The 16,432-nt window shown below is 44.3% G+C and carries 10 protein-coding genes and 2 pseudogenes; 7 read left to right on the top strand and 5 right to left on the bottom strand.

What is annotated here, in order from left to right; all coding sequences use genetic code 11:
- Positions 1 to 261 precede the first annotated feature (261 nt).
- Positions 262 to 1,341 carry an N-acetylmuramoyl-L-alanine amidase family protein gene (locus NSB03_RS14490; protein ID WP_257466461.1) on the bottom strand — a complete coding sequence of 360 codons (1,080 nt, stop codon included), beginning with the start codon at positions 1,339 to 1,341 and terminating at the stop codon, positions 262 to 264.
- 130 nt (positions 1,342 to 1,471) lie between these two features.
- On the opposite strand from NSB03_RS14490, the gene NSB03_RS14495 reads away from it, so the two are divergent.
- Entirely contained in the window at positions 1,472 to 2,752 is a 1,281-nt protein-coding gene (locus tag NSB03_RS14495) for an O-acetylhomoserine aminocarboxypropyltransferase/cysteine synthase family protein (protein ID WP_121766836.1), read from the top strand.
- A gap of 272 nt (positions 2,753 to 3,024) precedes the next feature.
- Positions 3,025 to 4,512 carry a glycoside hydrolase family 30 protein gene (locus NSB03_RS14500; protein ID WP_257466462.1) on the top strand — a complete coding sequence of 496 codons (1,488 nt, stop codon included), beginning with the start codon at positions 3,025 to 3,027 and terminating at the stop codon, positions 4,510 to 4,512.
- Between the two features lie 142 nt (positions 4,513 to 4,654).
- Here the strand turns inward: NSB03_RS14500 and NSB03_RS14505 are convergent.
- Positions 4,655 to 5,062, bottom strand: a pseudogene (locus tag NSB03_RS14505) (TolC family protein); the annotation flags it as partial.
- 446 nt (positions 5,063 to 5,508) lie between these two features.
- Between NSB03_RS14505 and NSB03_RS14510 the strand changes: the two are divergent.
- The 5 genes from NSB03_RS14510 (at position 5,509) to NSB03_RS14530 (ending at position 13,827) form a co-directional block, all read left to right on the top strand.
- On the top strand, positions 5,509 to 6,828 hold the full coding sequence (locus NSB03_RS14510; RefSeq protein ID WP_257466463.1) for a TolC family protein: 1,320 nt from the start codon (positions 5,509 to 5,511) through the stop codon (positions 6,826 to 6,828).
- A 15-nt stretch (positions 6,829 to 6,843) separates the two neighbouring features.
- Positions 6,844 to 7,878 (top strand): HlyD family secretion protein, encoded by a 1,035-nt coding sequence (locus NSB03_RS14515; RefSeq protein WP_024987855.1) that lies wholly within the window; start codon positions 6,844 to 6,846, stop codon positions 7,876 to 7,878.
- 3 nt (positions 7,879 to 7,881) lie between these two features.
- Positions 7,882 to 9,495: a hypothetical protein gene (locus NSB03_RS14520; protein ID WP_257466464.1), complete on the top strand. Its 1,614-nt coding sequence runs from the start codon at positions 7,882 to 7,884 to the stop codon at positions 9,493 to 9,495.
- 286 nt (positions 9,496 to 9,781) lie between these two features.
- Positions 9,782 to 12,073, top strand: coding sequence for an NADP-dependent malic enzyme (locus NSB03_RS14525; RefSeq protein WP_135038566.1), 2,292 nt, complete (start codon positions 9,782 to 9,784; stop codon positions 12,071 to 12,073).
- 419 nt (positions 12,074 to 12,492) lie between these two features.
- Positions 12,493 to 13,827: an NADP-specific glutamate dehydrogenase gene (locus NSB03_RS14530; protein ID WP_024987856.1), complete on the top strand. Its 1,335-nt coding sequence runs from the start codon at positions 12,493 to 12,495 to the stop codon at positions 13,825 to 13,827.
- A gap of 208 nt (positions 13,828 to 14,035) precedes the next feature.
- On the opposite strand, the gene NSB03_RS14535 is transcribed toward NSB03_RS14530, so the two are convergent.
- From NSB03_RS14535 to NSB03_RS14545, 3 genes and pseudogenes are all read right to left on the bottom strand, one after another.
- Positions 14,036 to 14,830, bottom strand: coding sequence for a porin family protein (locus tag NSB03_RS14535; protein ID WP_135038564.1), 795 nt, complete (start codon positions 14,828 to 14,830; stop codon positions 14,036 to 14,038).
- 58 nt (positions 14,831 to 14,888) lie between these two features.
- A complete protein-coding gene (locus NSB03_RS14540) occupies positions 14,889 to 16,007 on the bottom strand; it encodes a PCMD domain-containing protein (protein WP_024987857.1) in 1,119 nt (372 codons plus the stop codon).
- 129 nt (positions 16,008 to 16,136) lie between these two features.
- Positions 16,137 to 16,432 (bottom strand): annotated as a pseudogene (locus NSB03_RS14545) (Rpn family recombination-promoting nuclease/putative transposase); the annotation flags it as partial.

Consider the following 16,432-nt stretch of genomic DNA (forward strand, 5'->3'; position numbering starts at 1 on the left):
TAACGCAACAATCATTCAGTTGTTTCAACAAATACTTTCTGTTACATACATGAAAACGGCACCCCGATTCACATCGCAGCACCGTCACAACACAAACACAAAATAAAACACGACAAAACTACTATACAATCTTCCTGTTATGCCGGAGAGGCATATTCACTGACTCGTATATATTCGCATCCCTACAAGCAGCTATCAGGCGATTTGCATATATAAAACATTCTGATTTCGGTTTTGTTCACGAAAAAGATGTCTTAATGTCTATTTTCTCTCTTTATAATCTTTCAGAAAGCCTTCCATCAGCCACTTAGCCAATGCCTGACGGTTGGAGTTTATCACCAGACGACGCTGGTCGAAGGTATTCTGGATATTGCCCAGCTCTACGAAAACGGAAGCGGGAGTAGTATGTGAAAGCACATATAAATTACGTCCGCTCACTGTTCCTGAGAATCCCCGGTTCGGCTGATGCTTTCCGTACTTCGATTCGAATGTATCTTTCATGTTATTCGCCAAGCGTTTGCTATCGGCTTTCCTGTTCGAATAATAGAAAAAGACATCAGTCTGCTTTCCTTTGCTACGGCTGTCTATATGGATGAAGATTGCCCGGCAGTAGGAGTAATTCTTACGGTCTTTCTGATAAAAGGCATTTATCTTGTTGCAACGTTGCTGAAGGCGCTGCACCTGGTTCAACGGAATCGCATCGCCCATGCAAGTCTCACGTTTGCTGTTTGGCAGGTACGAGTCGTCACGGATACCGTCTTTGGCATCCTGGATGATGATATGGACTTCCGCCCCTTCCTGCATTAGGTTGCGTGCCAGACGAAGGGCGATGTCATAAGCATATTCGTCTTCGTGAAGTTCGTGCTTCCCTACCCGTCCGATAGCTCCGGGGTCGGGTCCGCCATGCCCACTGACGACATAAAAGCAAGCACCTGCAAGACGGTTGGAAGTGACCTTGACATTTGCCAGTTCTTTTCCGAACAAAGGTTCTTTGATAGTGGTTCCTATTTTAGTCGCTTTGACTTTGGAAGATTTCTGTTGGATTCCTGCACTTTTAGCTGTTGTATTCTTAGCCTCTGTATTCCCGGCAGGAATCCCCGATGATTTCTTTGCCGGGGGAATGACATAAGTAACGCCTACTTTCAACACATTATTCTTTCCCAGTTTCTTCTTGTTCAGTTCGATAAAGTCATCGTAATACTTCTTCGGAGAGCGGTTGTGCCTCAACAGGAAAGAAGATATCCCCTCACCTGACTTCGGAGTTGCTTTCTGCTGCGCCCAAAGAGCCGTACCCGAAAAAAGAAAAGCTAAAAATAAAAGAATACAGAGTTTATTTTTCATATCTACACTAACTATCTCCTTCTCAAGAGTATCATTTCACTCTTAAACGGAGCAAAAATACAATTATTTTCCCTACTTTTGCCCCGTTAAAACTTTTTTTGGCAATAAAAACATAAAACCCGATATCATTATGGCAAAACAATTCAAGCCCGAAACCCTGTGTGTACAAGCAGGCTGGACGCCTAAAAAGGGCGAACCACGCGTGTTGCCCATTTATCAAAGTACAACTTTCAAATACGACACCAGCGAGCAAATGGCACGTCTTTTCGATTTGGAAGACAGCGGTTACTTCTATACCCGCCTGCAAAACCCTACGAATGACGCCGTTGCAGCCAAGATTGCCGCCCTTGAAGGTGGTGTGGCCGCCATGCTGACTTCCAGCGGTCAGGCTGCCAACTTCTACGCTATCTTCAATATCTGCCAGGCAGGTGACCATTTCGTTTGCTCTTCCGCTATCTACGGTGGCACTTTCAACCTGTTCGGAGTGACAATGAAGAAACTTGGCATTGACGTAACTTTCGTCAATCCGGATGCCAGCGAAGAAGAAATTTCCGCAGCTTTCCGTCCGAATACGAAGGCATTGTTCGGCGAAACAATCTCCAATCCTTCCCTCGAAGTGCTGGATATTGAGAAGTTTGCCCGTATCGCCCACAGCCACGGTGTCCCCTTGATTGTGGACAATACTTTCCCGACTCCAATCAATTGCCACCCGTTCGAATGGGGAGCGGACATCGCTGTTCACTCCACTACCAAATATATGGACGGACACGCTACCAGCGTAGGCGGCTGTATCGTAGACAGCGGTAACTTCGACTGGGACGCCCATGCCGATAAATTCCCCGGACTTTGCACGCCAGACGAGTCTTATCACGGACTGACATATACAAAAGCATTCGGTAAAGGTGCTTATATCACTAAAGCTACGGCACAGTTGATGCGTGACCTCGGCAGCATCCAAAGCCCGCAAAACGCTTTCTTACTGAATCTGGGACTTGAAACGCTTCACTTACGTATGCCCCAACATTGCGGCAACGCACAGAAAGTGGCCGAATATCTATCCAAAAACGAGAAAGTAGCCTGGGTAAACTACTGCGGACTGCCGGATAATAAATATTACGCTTTAGCACAGAAATATATGCCGAACGGTTCTTGCGGAGTTATCTCCTTCGGTCTGAAAGGCGGACGCGACGTATCTATCAAGTTTATGGATTCACTGGAATTCATCGCCATCGTCACTCACGTAGCGGATGCACGCAGTTGTGTGCTTCATCCGGCAAGCCATACTCACCGCCAGTTGTCGGACGAACAACTTATGGAAGCAGGAGTACGCCCGGACTTGATTCGTCTGTCGGTAGGTATCGAAAATGCGGATGATATTATCGCAGATATCGAACAGGCACTGAATGCATAAAGACACTGCATTGACATAAAACTAAAAAAGACACGGAATCGAATATCTACCGTGTCTTTTTTTATGCGGCTTTATCACTTATTCTACCGTTCGGATTCCAAAACTACTCGTATATACAACAAATACAAACTTCCTGTTCTTTTATAAAGGAATATTTCTGCATCTATTGATACATTTGTTGCAGTATCTGTTACATTTATGTTCCCCTGTATTCTCTTTCTTATCTATCTTTGTGACGAATCAAATAATGAATAAGACATATCAATAAGAACATGAAAAACATTCTAAAAAGAACTGCCCTGTTTAGCGGTTTGGCAATGGTATTGTCAATAAACGATGTGTATGCCCAGTCCTTCGAATGGATCAGCAGTACGGAAAAGAACATTTGGAAGCAGACCAAAGTCAAGTTACAGACAAATAGCAGACAAGCTCCTTTACTCGAAGTCAATGGCATGGAAGAAGGTACTGTCTTCAAAGCATGGGGAACGTGTTTTAACGAATTAGGTTGGGATGCGCTCAATATGCTTCCGCGTAAACAACAAGAGACTATCCTTCGACAACTATTTGCTCCCGAAGGAGATTTAAAATTCACAATGGGACGTTTCTCCATGAATGCCAATGACTATGCGCGCAACTGGTACAGTTGTGACGAAGTTCCCGGCGATTTTCAGTTGAAACATTTCAATATCAACCGTGACAAAACGACTCTGATTCCCTTTATCAAGGCAGCACAACAGTACAACCCGGACATGACTTTTTGGGTGTCTCCCTGGTCACCGCCTACATGGATGAAGATTAATCATTATTATTCTGTACGAAGTGACCGGAATCAAAATCAGATGTCACCTTTATCGGACGTAGCTCTCTTTGAAGAGAGCAAAGAAAAGGACACGAAAGTCTTTCCGCAACAACTGACTGTGAATGACTATTTCATTCAAGACCCTCGCTATCTGCAAACTTACGCCAACTACTTCTGCAAATTCATCGATGCCTATAAAGAACAAGATATCCCTGTGTCAATGGTTATGTTCCAGAATGAATCATGGAGTTACACCAATTATCCCGGTTGCGCCTGGACTGCCGAAGGTATCATCCGTTTTAATACAGAATATCTGGCCCCCACTCTTAAAAAGCAACACCCCGAAGTGAAATTATACTTAGGAACTATCAATACCAACCGTTACGATGTTATCGACCAGATTCTTTCCGACCCTCGCATGCCGGAAACGATACAAGGCATCGGTTTCCAATGGGAAGGTGGACAGATTCTGCCTAAACTCCGTGCCAAGTATCCACAATATAGATATGTACAGACAGAGAGCGAGTGTGGCTGGGGTGCTTTCGATTGGAAAGCTGCCGAACACACTTTCAGTTTGATGAGCCATTACCTCGGGAATGGTTGTGAAGAATATACTTTTTGGAATGCCATACTATCCGACGGTGGTTTCAGCGGCTGGGGATGGAAACAAAACTCACTGATTCATGTAGATTCACAGACATGTAACGCTACTTATACTCCCGAATATTATGCTGTTAAGCATTACAGTCATTACGTAACCCCCGGCTCCCGCATACTAGCCTACAAACCTGCGAAAGAAAAGAAAACACCGGTAATGGTAGTTATGACTCCACAAAAGAAACAAGTAGTTATAGTCGGAAACTTCAACGAAGACACCAAAGAAATAACGCTGAAACTCGGTAGCCGTTATTTGAATGTTAGCCTTCCTGCACATTCTCTTCATACTTTTATAGAGAAATAAATCTCGGCACATTGTCTGATAAGGGGAGTAATGATGGTTCCAGTATGTGCAGACAAGAGAGTATTCTCACCCCTATGAGAAAAAATAATCATCCCTATGAGAAAAAAATTCTCATCGCAGTGAGAATACTTTGAGAAAAGTTTCATCTCCTTGGCATATCATTCATAGACATTCTGCCACTGCCCAAAGCCTGATACAAAGTAATCACACCTTGGATTTCGGTGAAGCGATTCGCCACTTGTGAAAGCTGCGCACTCAACAGCGTTTGCTGCGCCGTCAATACTTCCAGATAGGTAGTGCTGCCATGCTTCATCAAGAGACTGGTGCTCCGGGCAGCCGTTTGCAGGGAAGCAACCTGCTTGTCATAGAAAGCTGCTTTCTCACGGGCAATCTGATACTGCACCAATGCTTCGTTTACTTCCACCCCTGCATTCAGCAACGTCTGTTCAAAGCTGAGACGGGCTTCTTCCTGTTGCGCTTTCGCTATTTTCAACTGAGCGATATTGACGCCCTTATTAAACAAAGGTTGCGTCAATGAAGCCACCGCAGAACAGGACAGACGCATTAATAAGTACTTTTTTCACCTGTAAGTTGTACCTGTTCCTATTAGGTTAAGTACATCATATACAGTATTTATGTACCCGATTACAATGATTCTTGTACATCTTCCCCTCTTTTCTTCTACATGATATCCCCCAAAATGATTCGTTAAAAAACACTATATTTACGCATATACAGGGTCACAACTTAGCTGTTTTTTTTCATAATTTTGCCAATCAAAAATAGAAAAGCAGGTATCAAGATGAAACTAAAGCATTATCAAATAGCCACTCGTTATAAAAACAAAATGGATGACTTCCACGGTTGGGGTGTAGCTGCACAGATTTGATAATTTCCAGAAGAACTACTCGCCATGATGCGAAATGCCACCTCACCGGAAATGGCATGATACAAGAGCGCATATTTATCATTATCAATTAAATTTCTTTTCATTTTATGAGCAAAAAAAGATGGCTCATAGTAGCGCTATGCGTAGTACTATGCAGCCAGGGTTCATTTGCCCAAACGCTTAACAGGAAAGTTTTGGGCATCAACGAAATGTTCCGTCTGGCAGACGAGAACAGTCAGAGTATTCAAACGTATAAAACCGGAAAGGAAGCTGCTGACGAGGCCTTGAAAGCTGCCAAGTCACAACGTCTGCCGGACATCGGCGCGTCGCTTTCTTTCAGTTATCTGGGTGACGGATACTTGTGGAACCGTGACTTCAAGAACGGGCAGAACATTCCGATGCCTCATTTTGGCAATAACTTTGCACTGGAAGCACAGCAAGTCATCTATGCAGGTGGAGCTATCAACAGCAGCATTTCACTGGCAGAACTGGGGCAACAAATGGCTGCTTTGGACTGGCAGAAAAACCGCCAGGAAATACGTTTTCTCCTGACCGGCTACTACCTCGATTTATATAAGTTGAATAATCAAGTACAAGTATTGCAGAAGAACCTTGATTTGACAGAACAAGTGATTCGCAATATGGAAGCGCGGCGTACACAGGGAACAGCTCTGAAAAATGACATCACCCGTTATGAATTACAAAAGGAAACATTGAAACTGCAACTGGCAAAGGTACAGGATGCCTGCAGAATCATGAACCATCAACTGGTAACGACCCTGCATCTCCCTGCCGGAACGGAAATTATCCCCGACTCAACTTTGCTGGACGAAGAGGTAAAGGCACTGGCAGAAAATGACTGGCAACTGCTGGCTTCACAGAGTAATGTAGGTTTGCAACAAGCCCTACTAGCTGTGAGAATGAACGAGCAAAAGGTGAAGTTGGAACGTTCTGAGTTACTTCCTAAAATTGCGCTTGTAGCCGCCGAGCATCTGGACGGCCCTATCACTCTTGAAGTTCCGGTACTCGATAATAACTTTAATTACTGGTATGTAGGAATAGGAATCAAATACAACCTCTCTTCTTTATTCAAGAGCAACAAGAAAGTGCGCCAGGCCAAACTGAATGTACGCAGGGCACAAGAGGAATATTCTTTAGCACAGGAACAGATAGAGAATGGTGTCCAAGCCAATTACGTCAACTTTCTGACCTCTTTCACAGACCTTCGCACGCAAGAGAAAAGCGTGGAGCTTGCCGACCAAAATTACAGTGTGACCAGCAACCGCTATAAGAACGACCTTGCGCTGCTTACAGACATGCTCGATGCCAGTAATATGAAGCTGAGTGCTGACCTGAACCTAGTCAATGCACGCATCAACGTGATTTACAGTTACTATAAAATGAAATACATTACACATACCCTTTAAAAATATAACAAGATTATGATAGCCAGAAAAACCCAAAAGATTATATACAACATTCTGATTCTTTGTTTTCTCATTGGTGGTGCCACTTATGTTTGTTCCCGGTTCATTCATTTGGGAAATATCGAATATACCGACAATGCACAAGTGAAACAGCATATCACACCTATCAATACCCGTGTACCGGGCTTTATCAAAAAGATATGCTTTGAAGAATACCAGCAGGTACGCAAAGGGGATACGCTCGTTATCATTGAAGATGCTGAATTCCGTCTTCGTGTAGCCCAGGCGGAAGCAGACCTGGCAAATGCCACTGCGGGACGCCAAGCAACCTCTGCCGGCATCGCCACCACCCAAAACAATCTGAGTGTAAGTGATGCAAGCATTGAAGAAGTGCGCGTACAAATGGAGAATGCCAAACGTGAACTGAACCGTTTTGAGAAGTTATTGAAGGAAGATGCTGTGACAAAACAACAGTATGATAATGTACATACAGCTTATGAAGCAGCCAAAGCCCGTTACGAGCAAGTGTCACGCGCCAGACAATCCACTTCTTTGGTGAAAAATGAACAGACGCACCGCCTAGGACAAAACGAAGCAGGTGTCCGCCTGGCAGAAGCAGCATTGGAACTTGCCCGGCTGAATCTTTCGTATACGGTCATCATCGCTCCGTGTGACGGTACAACCGGAAAGAAAGAGATTCTAGAAGGCCAATTGGTACAACCGGGACAGACCATGGTCGATATCGTAGACAACAGCGACCTGTGGGTAATCGCCAATTATCGAGAAACCCAACTTTCCAATATCAGGGAAGGCGCCGAGGTAGATATGGCAGCCGATGCAGTGCCGGATGTTACTTTCAAAGGGACTGTGGAATCCATTTCCGATGCTACCGGAGCTGCGTTCTCAATGATTCCGCAAGACAATGCGACGGGAAACTTCGTAAAAGTGGAACAACGAATCCCCGTCCGTATCAGTCTGAAAGGGAACAAGCCGGAGGATTTAAAACGCTTGCGTGCCGGATTCAACGTAGAATGTGAGGTGAAATATTAACGTATGGGAGCACCTGTTTCAAATGGGCCTTTCGTGATGCCTATGTTCCGTAGCTTTGTGCCACGGAAGATTCAACCGTGGATTTACCTGTTCATAGCCGTCACTTTCCAGCTTTCGGGTGGCGTGTATTTGGGAGCCCTGAATCAGATGATTGGCGGCATGGCATTGATGCGTGAGGATATATTGATGTGCTTGTACGCCAATCTCGCAGGCATGGCCATCTATTTCCCTTTATTGTTCCGTATGAAGTTCCGGTTCACGAATAAGACGCTGCTTACATCAGCGGCATTGGGAGTGCTGTTTTGCAACCTGATTGCTCCGCATATTACTTTCCTTCCGCTATTATGGCTGATATGTTTCATCGAAGGTATATGCAAGATTCAGGGAACCTTTGAATGTATGTCCAACATTCAGTTGTGGATGACCCCCAAACGGGATTTTACCGTTTTCTTTCCCTGGCTTCATATCATTGTACTGGGCAGTATCCAGTTGTCGGACTTGATAACGACTTATTTAATGTATCATTACCATTGGACATACATGAATCTTTTCATTGCAGGATTGATGCTGATAGTCCTGCTGATACAATTCACTTGTGTGAAGCATTTCCGGTTCATGCGCAGGTTTCCCCTGTTCGGTATTGACTGGCTGGGAGCGACACTTTGGGCAGCCTTATTGGCCGAGATAGCTTACCTCTTCAACTACGGCGACTGGTACGACTGGTGGAACAGTCCGGTAATCTGCCAATTGACAATAGCAATCTTTGTCACTTTAGGGTTCTGCATCTGGCGTATGATGACTATCCGCCACCCATTCCTTGAACCTAAAATGTGGAATTATCGTTACTTTTTACCCTTGTTGGGTTTAGTCACATTGGTGGAAGCTTTTCTCGCAACCGAACACGTTTTAGAGGAAGTCTTTTATGAAGAGGTGATGAAATATGAAGAACTGGTAAGCGTACAACTAGACTGGTTTGCTATAATCGGCATAGTAACCGGTTGCTTGTTCTCTTATTGGTGGATGCACATCAGACAGTATAATTATGTACGCCTCATCATAATCGGCCTCATAGGACTGATCGGCTATCTGGTCGGTTTCTATCTGACGCTCTCCACCGATATTCATATATCGCAGCTTTATATGCCGACGATATGCCGCGGTTTTGCCTATGCGGTGTTAAGCGCCACTTTCATGGTCTGCCTGGAAGAGATTATGACCTTTCAGCACTTTTTCCAGAGTTTAAGCGTGTTCAATATGCTTCACATGGTAGTCGGCGGCGTATTAGGTTGTGCAGTCTATGCACAGGGACTGGCTTATTACGTCCCTGACAACCTGGCACGCTACGGGTCGGCAATCGACCATGTATCTTTCAGCAGCAATCCGTTTAATCTCGGTCATTACATGGAAGAGTTTATCAGTCAGATGATGGAAGTGAGCATCAAGCAGATTTATGGCTGGGTGGCTTATGCCTGCATCTTCCTCTTCCTGTTGTTGCTGCTTTATGATTTCCCGGTTCGACGCTCTCTGAAAAGTATGCCGAGTTGGAAAGAGGTGGCAAGGGAGGTGAAAAACACGTTCTGGCGTACGACGCATGTATTGTCAAAGAAAGACAAATAATTAATAAACCCAATGTAATATTTGGAGAGCACTCCGAAAGAGTGCTTCTAAAAGAAAAGATAAGGTGGAATCTTCCCGATTTCCATCTTTCTTTTTTCTTCTTATCAATAAAAACAATAAATGTTTTCCGAACCGGATATAAATGTGGAAACTTTACAAACCGTATTATAGAACCAGTCATTTTGCTATAAAATCAATAGAATTTATCAATTATGGACTACAATTTTAAACTTTTATTCCTACATTTGCAGCCAAATGATAACTTATTAATAAAAATACAGATACCATGGCTAAAATAACCAAAGAAGCCGCTTTGCTCTATCACTCACAGGGCAAACCCGGTAAGATTGAGGTAGTTCCTACCAAACCGTACAGTACACAAACAGATTTAGCACTCGCATATTCTCCCGGCGTAGCAGAACCATGCCTCGAAATAGAGAAAAATCCACAGGACGCATATAAATACACTGCGAAAGGTAACCTTGTTGCCGTTATCTCTAACGGTACAGCCGTACTCGGACTGGGCGATATAGGCGCATTGAGCGGCAAACCGGTAATGGAAGGCAAAGGTCTGCTCTTCAAAATCTATGCGGGTATTGACGTCTTCGATATCGAAGTGGACGAAAAAGACCCTGAAAAATTCATCGCAGCGGTGAAAGCTATCGCTCCTACTTTCGGTGGTATCAATCTGGAGGATATCAAAGCACCGGAATGTTTCGAAATCGAACGCCGTCTGAAAGAAGAACTAGATATCCCAGTGATGCACGACGACCAGCACGGAACGGCTATCATCTCCAGTGCCGGACTGGTAAACGCCCTGCAAGTGGCCGGAAAGAAAATCGAAGATGTGAAAATCGTTGTGAACGGTGCCGGTGCATCCGCCGTATCTTGTACTAAATTGTATGTTTCACTGGGTGCACGTCTCGAAAATATCGTCATGCTGGACAGCAAAGGCGTAATCAGCAAAACACGTACCGACCTGAACGAACAGAAAAGATACTTCGCCACCGACCGCACAGATGTCCACACACTGGAAGAAGCAATCAAAGGCGCAGATGTATTCCTCGGCCTGTCGAAAGGAAATGTGCTGAGCCAGGATATGGTGCGCAGCATGGCTCCGATGCCTATCGTATTTGCACTGGCCAACCCTACGCCGGAAATCTCCTACGAAGACGCCATGTCAGCCCGCCCCGATGTATTGATGGCAACCGGACGTTCCGACTATCCGAACCAGATTAATAATGTAATCGGTTTCCCGTACATCTTCCGTGGCGCATTGGACACGCATGCCAAAGCAATCAACGAGGATATGAAGATTGCCGCTGTACACGCCATCGCCAATCTGGCAAAACAGCCTGTACCTGATGTCGTAAATGAAGCCTATCATGTAAACAACCTCTCTTTCGGCCCGGAATATTTCATCCCGAAACCGGTAGACCCGCGTCTCATCACAGAAGTTTCCTGTGCCGTAGCCAAAGCTGCCATGGAAAGCGGAGTGGCCCGCACCGAAATCAAAGACTGGGACGCTTACTGCGTACATCTGCGCGAATTGATGGGCTACGAATCCAAACTGACCCGCCAACTGTATGATACTGCCCGCCGCTCACCGCAACGTGTCGTATTTGCCGAAGGTATCCACCCGAATATGCTGAAAGCTGCCGTTGAAGCGAAAGCCGAAGGTATCTGTCATCCTATCTTATTAGGAAACGACGAAGCAATCGGCAAACTGGCGGAAGAACTCGACCTCAGCCTCGAAGGTATCGAAATCGTCAATCTCCGCCATCCGGACGAATCGGACCGCCGCGAACGCTACGCCCGCATCCTGGCAGAAAAACGTGCACGCGAAGGATTTACCTACGAAGAAGCCAACGACAAGATGTTCGAACGCAACTACTTCGGCATGATGATGGTGGAAACAGGAGATGCAGACGCATTCATCACCGGACTTTATACAAGATACAGCAACACTATCAAAGTGGCAAAAGAAGTGATCGGCATCCAACCGGGCTTCAAACACTTCGGCACCATGCATATCCTGAATTCCAAGAAAGGTACTTACTTCCTGGCAGACACATTGATCAACCGCCACCCGGATACCGAAACACTGATTGACATCGCCAAACTGTCCGACAAGACTGTGCGCTTCTTCAACCATACTCCGGCAATGGCAATGTTGTCTTACTCGAACTTCGGTGCTGACACTACGGGAAGCCCTATAAAAGTACACGAAGCTGTAAACTACATGCAAAAGGAGTATCCCGAACTGGCTATCGACGGTGAAATGCAGGTCAACTTTGCCATGAACCGCGAACTGCGTGATGCCAAATATCCGTTTACCCGTCTGAAAGGCAAAGATGTGAACACACTGATTTTCCCGAACTTGAGTTCTGCAAATGCCGGATACAAGTTGTTACAGGCGATGGACCCCGATACGGAATTTATCGGTCCTATCCAGATGGGACTGAACAAGCCTATCCACTTCACCGATTTCGAAAGTTCTGTCCGCGACATTGTGAATATCACAGCCGTAGCCGTGATTGACGCCATCGTAGACAAGAAGAAAAAAGAAAGCAAATGAAAAGGCCTTTATCCAAATCACAAATAGTTTGCATCAGCTTGCTTTGGTTGGCTCTTTGCTATTTAGTTCTAGCAAAAACCGAACGAATTGACGGGATGACAATAGTAATGCTTGTCATTTCGGCAGCATTGGTATTTATTCCTGTTTATAAGTCAATCAAAAAGAGCAAATAAATATCTTTTTTCCTGTTTTTAATGCGATAAAATATCAAATTTGATATTTTATCGCATTTTTCTTTATAAAATGTTTGCTAGTTTATTTTTTATCTTTACTTTTGCAAACGGAAATAAAAATCCGATGTACGCATATACAAGTGTGCAAATTGCCATACGACAGCAAAGCACATAGTCGAGCGGCACATGAGCTATTTGTCAAATTAGCACATTATTTTATATCAACCAATTAAAGAAAAAAAGATTATGAATGCAGCAAAGGTATTAGACGATCTGAAAAGAAGATTTCCCAATGAACCGGAATATCATCAAGCAGTAGAAGAAGTACTTTCTACTATTGAAGAAGAATACAACAAACACCCGGAGTTTGATAAAGTAAACTTGATCGAACGTTTGTGTATTCCTGATAGAGTATATCAGTTCCGCGTGACTTGGATGGATGATAAAGGTAATATTCAAACCAACATGGGTTACCGTGTTCAGCACAACAACGCGATCGGTCCTTACAAAGGCGGTATCCGTTTCCATTCATCTGTAAACCTTTCTATCTTGAAGTTCCTTGCCTTTGAACAAACATTCAAAAACTCACTGACTACGCTGCCGATGGGTGGTGGTAAAGGTGGTTCCGACTTCTCTCCTCGTGGAAAGTCAAATGCTGAAGTTATGCGCTTTGTACAGTCGTTCATGTTGGAACTGTGGCGTCACATCGGTCCTGAAACGGACGTTCCTGCCGGTGACATCGGTGTTGGTGGCCGTGAAGTAGGTTTCATGTTCGGTATGTACAAGAAACTGGCTCACGAATTTACCGGAACATTCACAGGTAAGGGCCGCGAATTCGGTGGTTCGCTGATTCGTCCGGAAGCTACCGGTTATGGTAACATCTACTTCCTGATGGAAATGCTGAAAACAAAAGGCACTGACCTGAAAGGTAAAGTTTGTCTGGTTTCCGGTTCTGGTAACGTTGCTCAATATACAATCGAAAAAGTAATCGAACTGGGTGGTAAAGTAGTTACTTGCTCTGACTCTGACGGTTATATCTACGATCCGGATGGTATCGACCGCGAAAAACTGGATTACATCATGGAACTGAAGAACCTGTACCGTGGCCGTATCCGCGAATACGCAGAAAAATATGGTTGCAAATATGTAGAAGGAGCTAAACCTTGGGGTGAAAAATGTGATATCGCTCTTCCTTCTGCTACTCAAAACGAATTGAATGGCGACCATGCTCGTCAACTGGTAGCAAACGGTTGTATCGCCGTATCTGAAGGAGCTAACATGCCTTCTACTCCGGAAGCTATCAAAGTGTTCCAGGATGCTAAGATCCTTTACGCTCCGGGTAAAGCTGCTAATGCCGGTGGTGTGTCAGTATCAGGTCTTGAAATGACTCAAAACTCTATCAAATTGAGCTGGAGCGCTGAAGAAGTAGACGAAAAACTGAAGAGCATCATGAAGAATATCCACGAAGCTTGCGTTCAGTATGGTACAGAAGCCGACGGATACGTAAACTATGTGAAGGGTGCTAACGTAGCCGGATTCATGAAGGTTGCTAAAGCAATGATGGCGCAGGGTATCGTGTAATCAGCGAAAGATATATAAGCTATAGTTTATTTAAAGGCTCCCGCCTTCCGAAAGGAAGTGCGGGAGTTTTTTTATACCCTAAAGGGTGTAAAACAGAAACAAAATCACACTGTATTATGATTTTATTAATAAAGCAACTACCTCGAAATCGGACCGATAGTTTTCGTAGAGGTACAATAAGTCCGCAATAACAGGTCAGCTCTATTAATCAGAATGCATATCCAAATCCAACATTCAAATAGATGGGATACATAGCAAACGTGATGGTATCGAAGTCTTTCTCAAACATATCATTCAGCCCCCAGGTCAGGTCGGCATAGACATTCAGATGCTTGAAGGCTTTCCATTCACCACCAAGTTGTGCTCCCCACTGAAACTTCCGCAGATTGTCCGAGAAGTCGTAAGTAGCTATGCTTTCACCGGTGAAATCGACACGCTGACCGTTCTCGTTTGGAGTACGCAGATGTCCCTCGTATACATGACCAGAGAAGTTGCCTTCACTCATATAAGAGAAATAAGGACCGAGCGATACTTTCCAACGGCTACTTATTTTGTAATTGGCAAGCAGCGGGATAGTCACATAGGAGTTCTTCACTTTCGTCTTCACTCCACCGGTCCAAAGTCCCTGCAATTCTCCGCCGTTGGTATTGATAATTTTCATTCCATAGTTTTTTACGGTAGCTTCGGTAGTCATGGTTTTGTTTTCCAGTCGTACGCCGGCAGTCATACCCCACTTCTTGTTGTTGCCAAACCACTTGGTAGCATTTCCTTCGATAGCAATGGCAATATTCGGTGAATAGCTGTCGAGGCTGCGTATTTCCTTTGGCAAAGGCAACGGAGAGGTTCCGCCAATGCTCAACCCCGCTTTGATGCTATATTCCCATCCGTGCAGATATGAATAGATAATGGATTTGTTACGTTCGCTTTGTGCGTAAGACAGTTGTCCACCAAGTATCACCAAAAGCAGAAACCCGGCAATTCTATTGTATATTGTTTTCTTCATCTCTTTATTATTGAATGATTTATAATCAGTTTACCATAAGTTGTTTGAATCGGGGAATTTATTCGTTTACAATCTCCACTTGGTCTACATACAACGTACTGCCCACTGCTCCTTCAAACTTAGCTCCATCGACACTTGACGAAAAGACGATGGCAAGTTTATAGACACCCTTCTCCAGTTTCTCTGAGTCAATGGTCTTGTTATTCTGAGGTTCAAAATCAAAGTTAAATTCTGTCCATTCATCTGTCTCCTTCAATTGGTCAAGGTCTCGTGCCAAAGCTACAATATCTTTAGAATCAAGCGAGTTGGAACCATCAAGGAACTGCACGTTGCCATCTGTTTCGTACAACACGCCATAAATATCACATTGGTCTTTTCTATTTGCAACGATTTCTCCTTTCACAGAGAACTGAGCCCCCGCTTTATATTTATAATACCCTTTCAGACTTTTCGGTTTATAGAAATAAGGGAATCCGAAACGAGTTGCCTTCATTGCGTCATTCAATGCTTGTCCTACCTCAAACGAACCGATGAACAGATTACCTGCCGCAATATACATTTTTACCATTGCTCCGAAGCTGCCAGTATCCTTAGTCTCCAGCTTTACACATTTAGTACCATTCATACCACCATTGACTTGCACCGTAGGATAATCCAAAGGTGTTTTTGCCTGTGCCGTCAATTGATATCCCGGATTTCCACTTGCCCATTCCAGACGACGCAAAATATGTTCTTCGTCCTTTTCTTCATAAAATACGTGATAAGGAGTAGAAGCGAGAGAACTTAACGTCTCAAATCCATAGGTAGTCGGCATTTCCGTCTGCCAAAGCGTTACTTCATAGGTTGTCGAGAAAGCACCGTCTTCGGATGTCACTTTAAAATTACGTGTTTTGCTTTCTTCAAAACTATATGTATCCGTTCCGTCCGCCTGCAATTTTTGTTCAGGGGCTACAGTAGCTCCGGCAGGAAGTTCAAAAAGAAGATTAATTTTCGACAGGTCTGCCGCTTTCGATACATATAACTGGATAGTAAACTCGTTCGGATCAATCAAACATTGCTGAATGTCTTTTCCTCTACAGCCATCTATGGCCGCTTCTACATTCAAGGCTTCATCCTGAATACAAGAAGCCATTGCCAGACACATCATCATTCCGGCTAATACTTTTTTTATTTTCATTCATTAAAATATTTAGTTGAAAAAACGATTTGAATGCAAAAATACATAAAAAGTATGAGCTTTTTATACCGGTATCATAAAGAAATCATTTTTTCTTAAGAGGAAAGTTACAGAAAAGTGCTGATATATTTACAACTTATCGATTTCCGAATCGGAAAGCCCCGTCACCTCGCGGATAGCATCAAAGGACATGCCCATCCGTTTCAATTGACCGGCTATGATACGGCGTTCTTCCGCTTTACCTTTCGCCATCCCTTCCGCCAAACCTTCGGCTCTCCCCTTCTGCTCGGCAAACTCCATGGTCACCAGACTATCACGATACACCTTGATACTCTCGTCATACTTCACACGCTCCTCCTTGGAAAGAGAGGCGATGTCGACAATCTTTTCCAGCTTCTCGAATACCGACTTTCGCGCCTTAAAAG

Source organism: Bacteroides acidifaciens (assembly GCF_024623065.1).
Classification (GTDB): Bacteria; Bacteroidota; Bacteroidia; order Bacteroidales; family Bacteroidaceae; genus Bacteroides; species Bacteroides acidifaciens.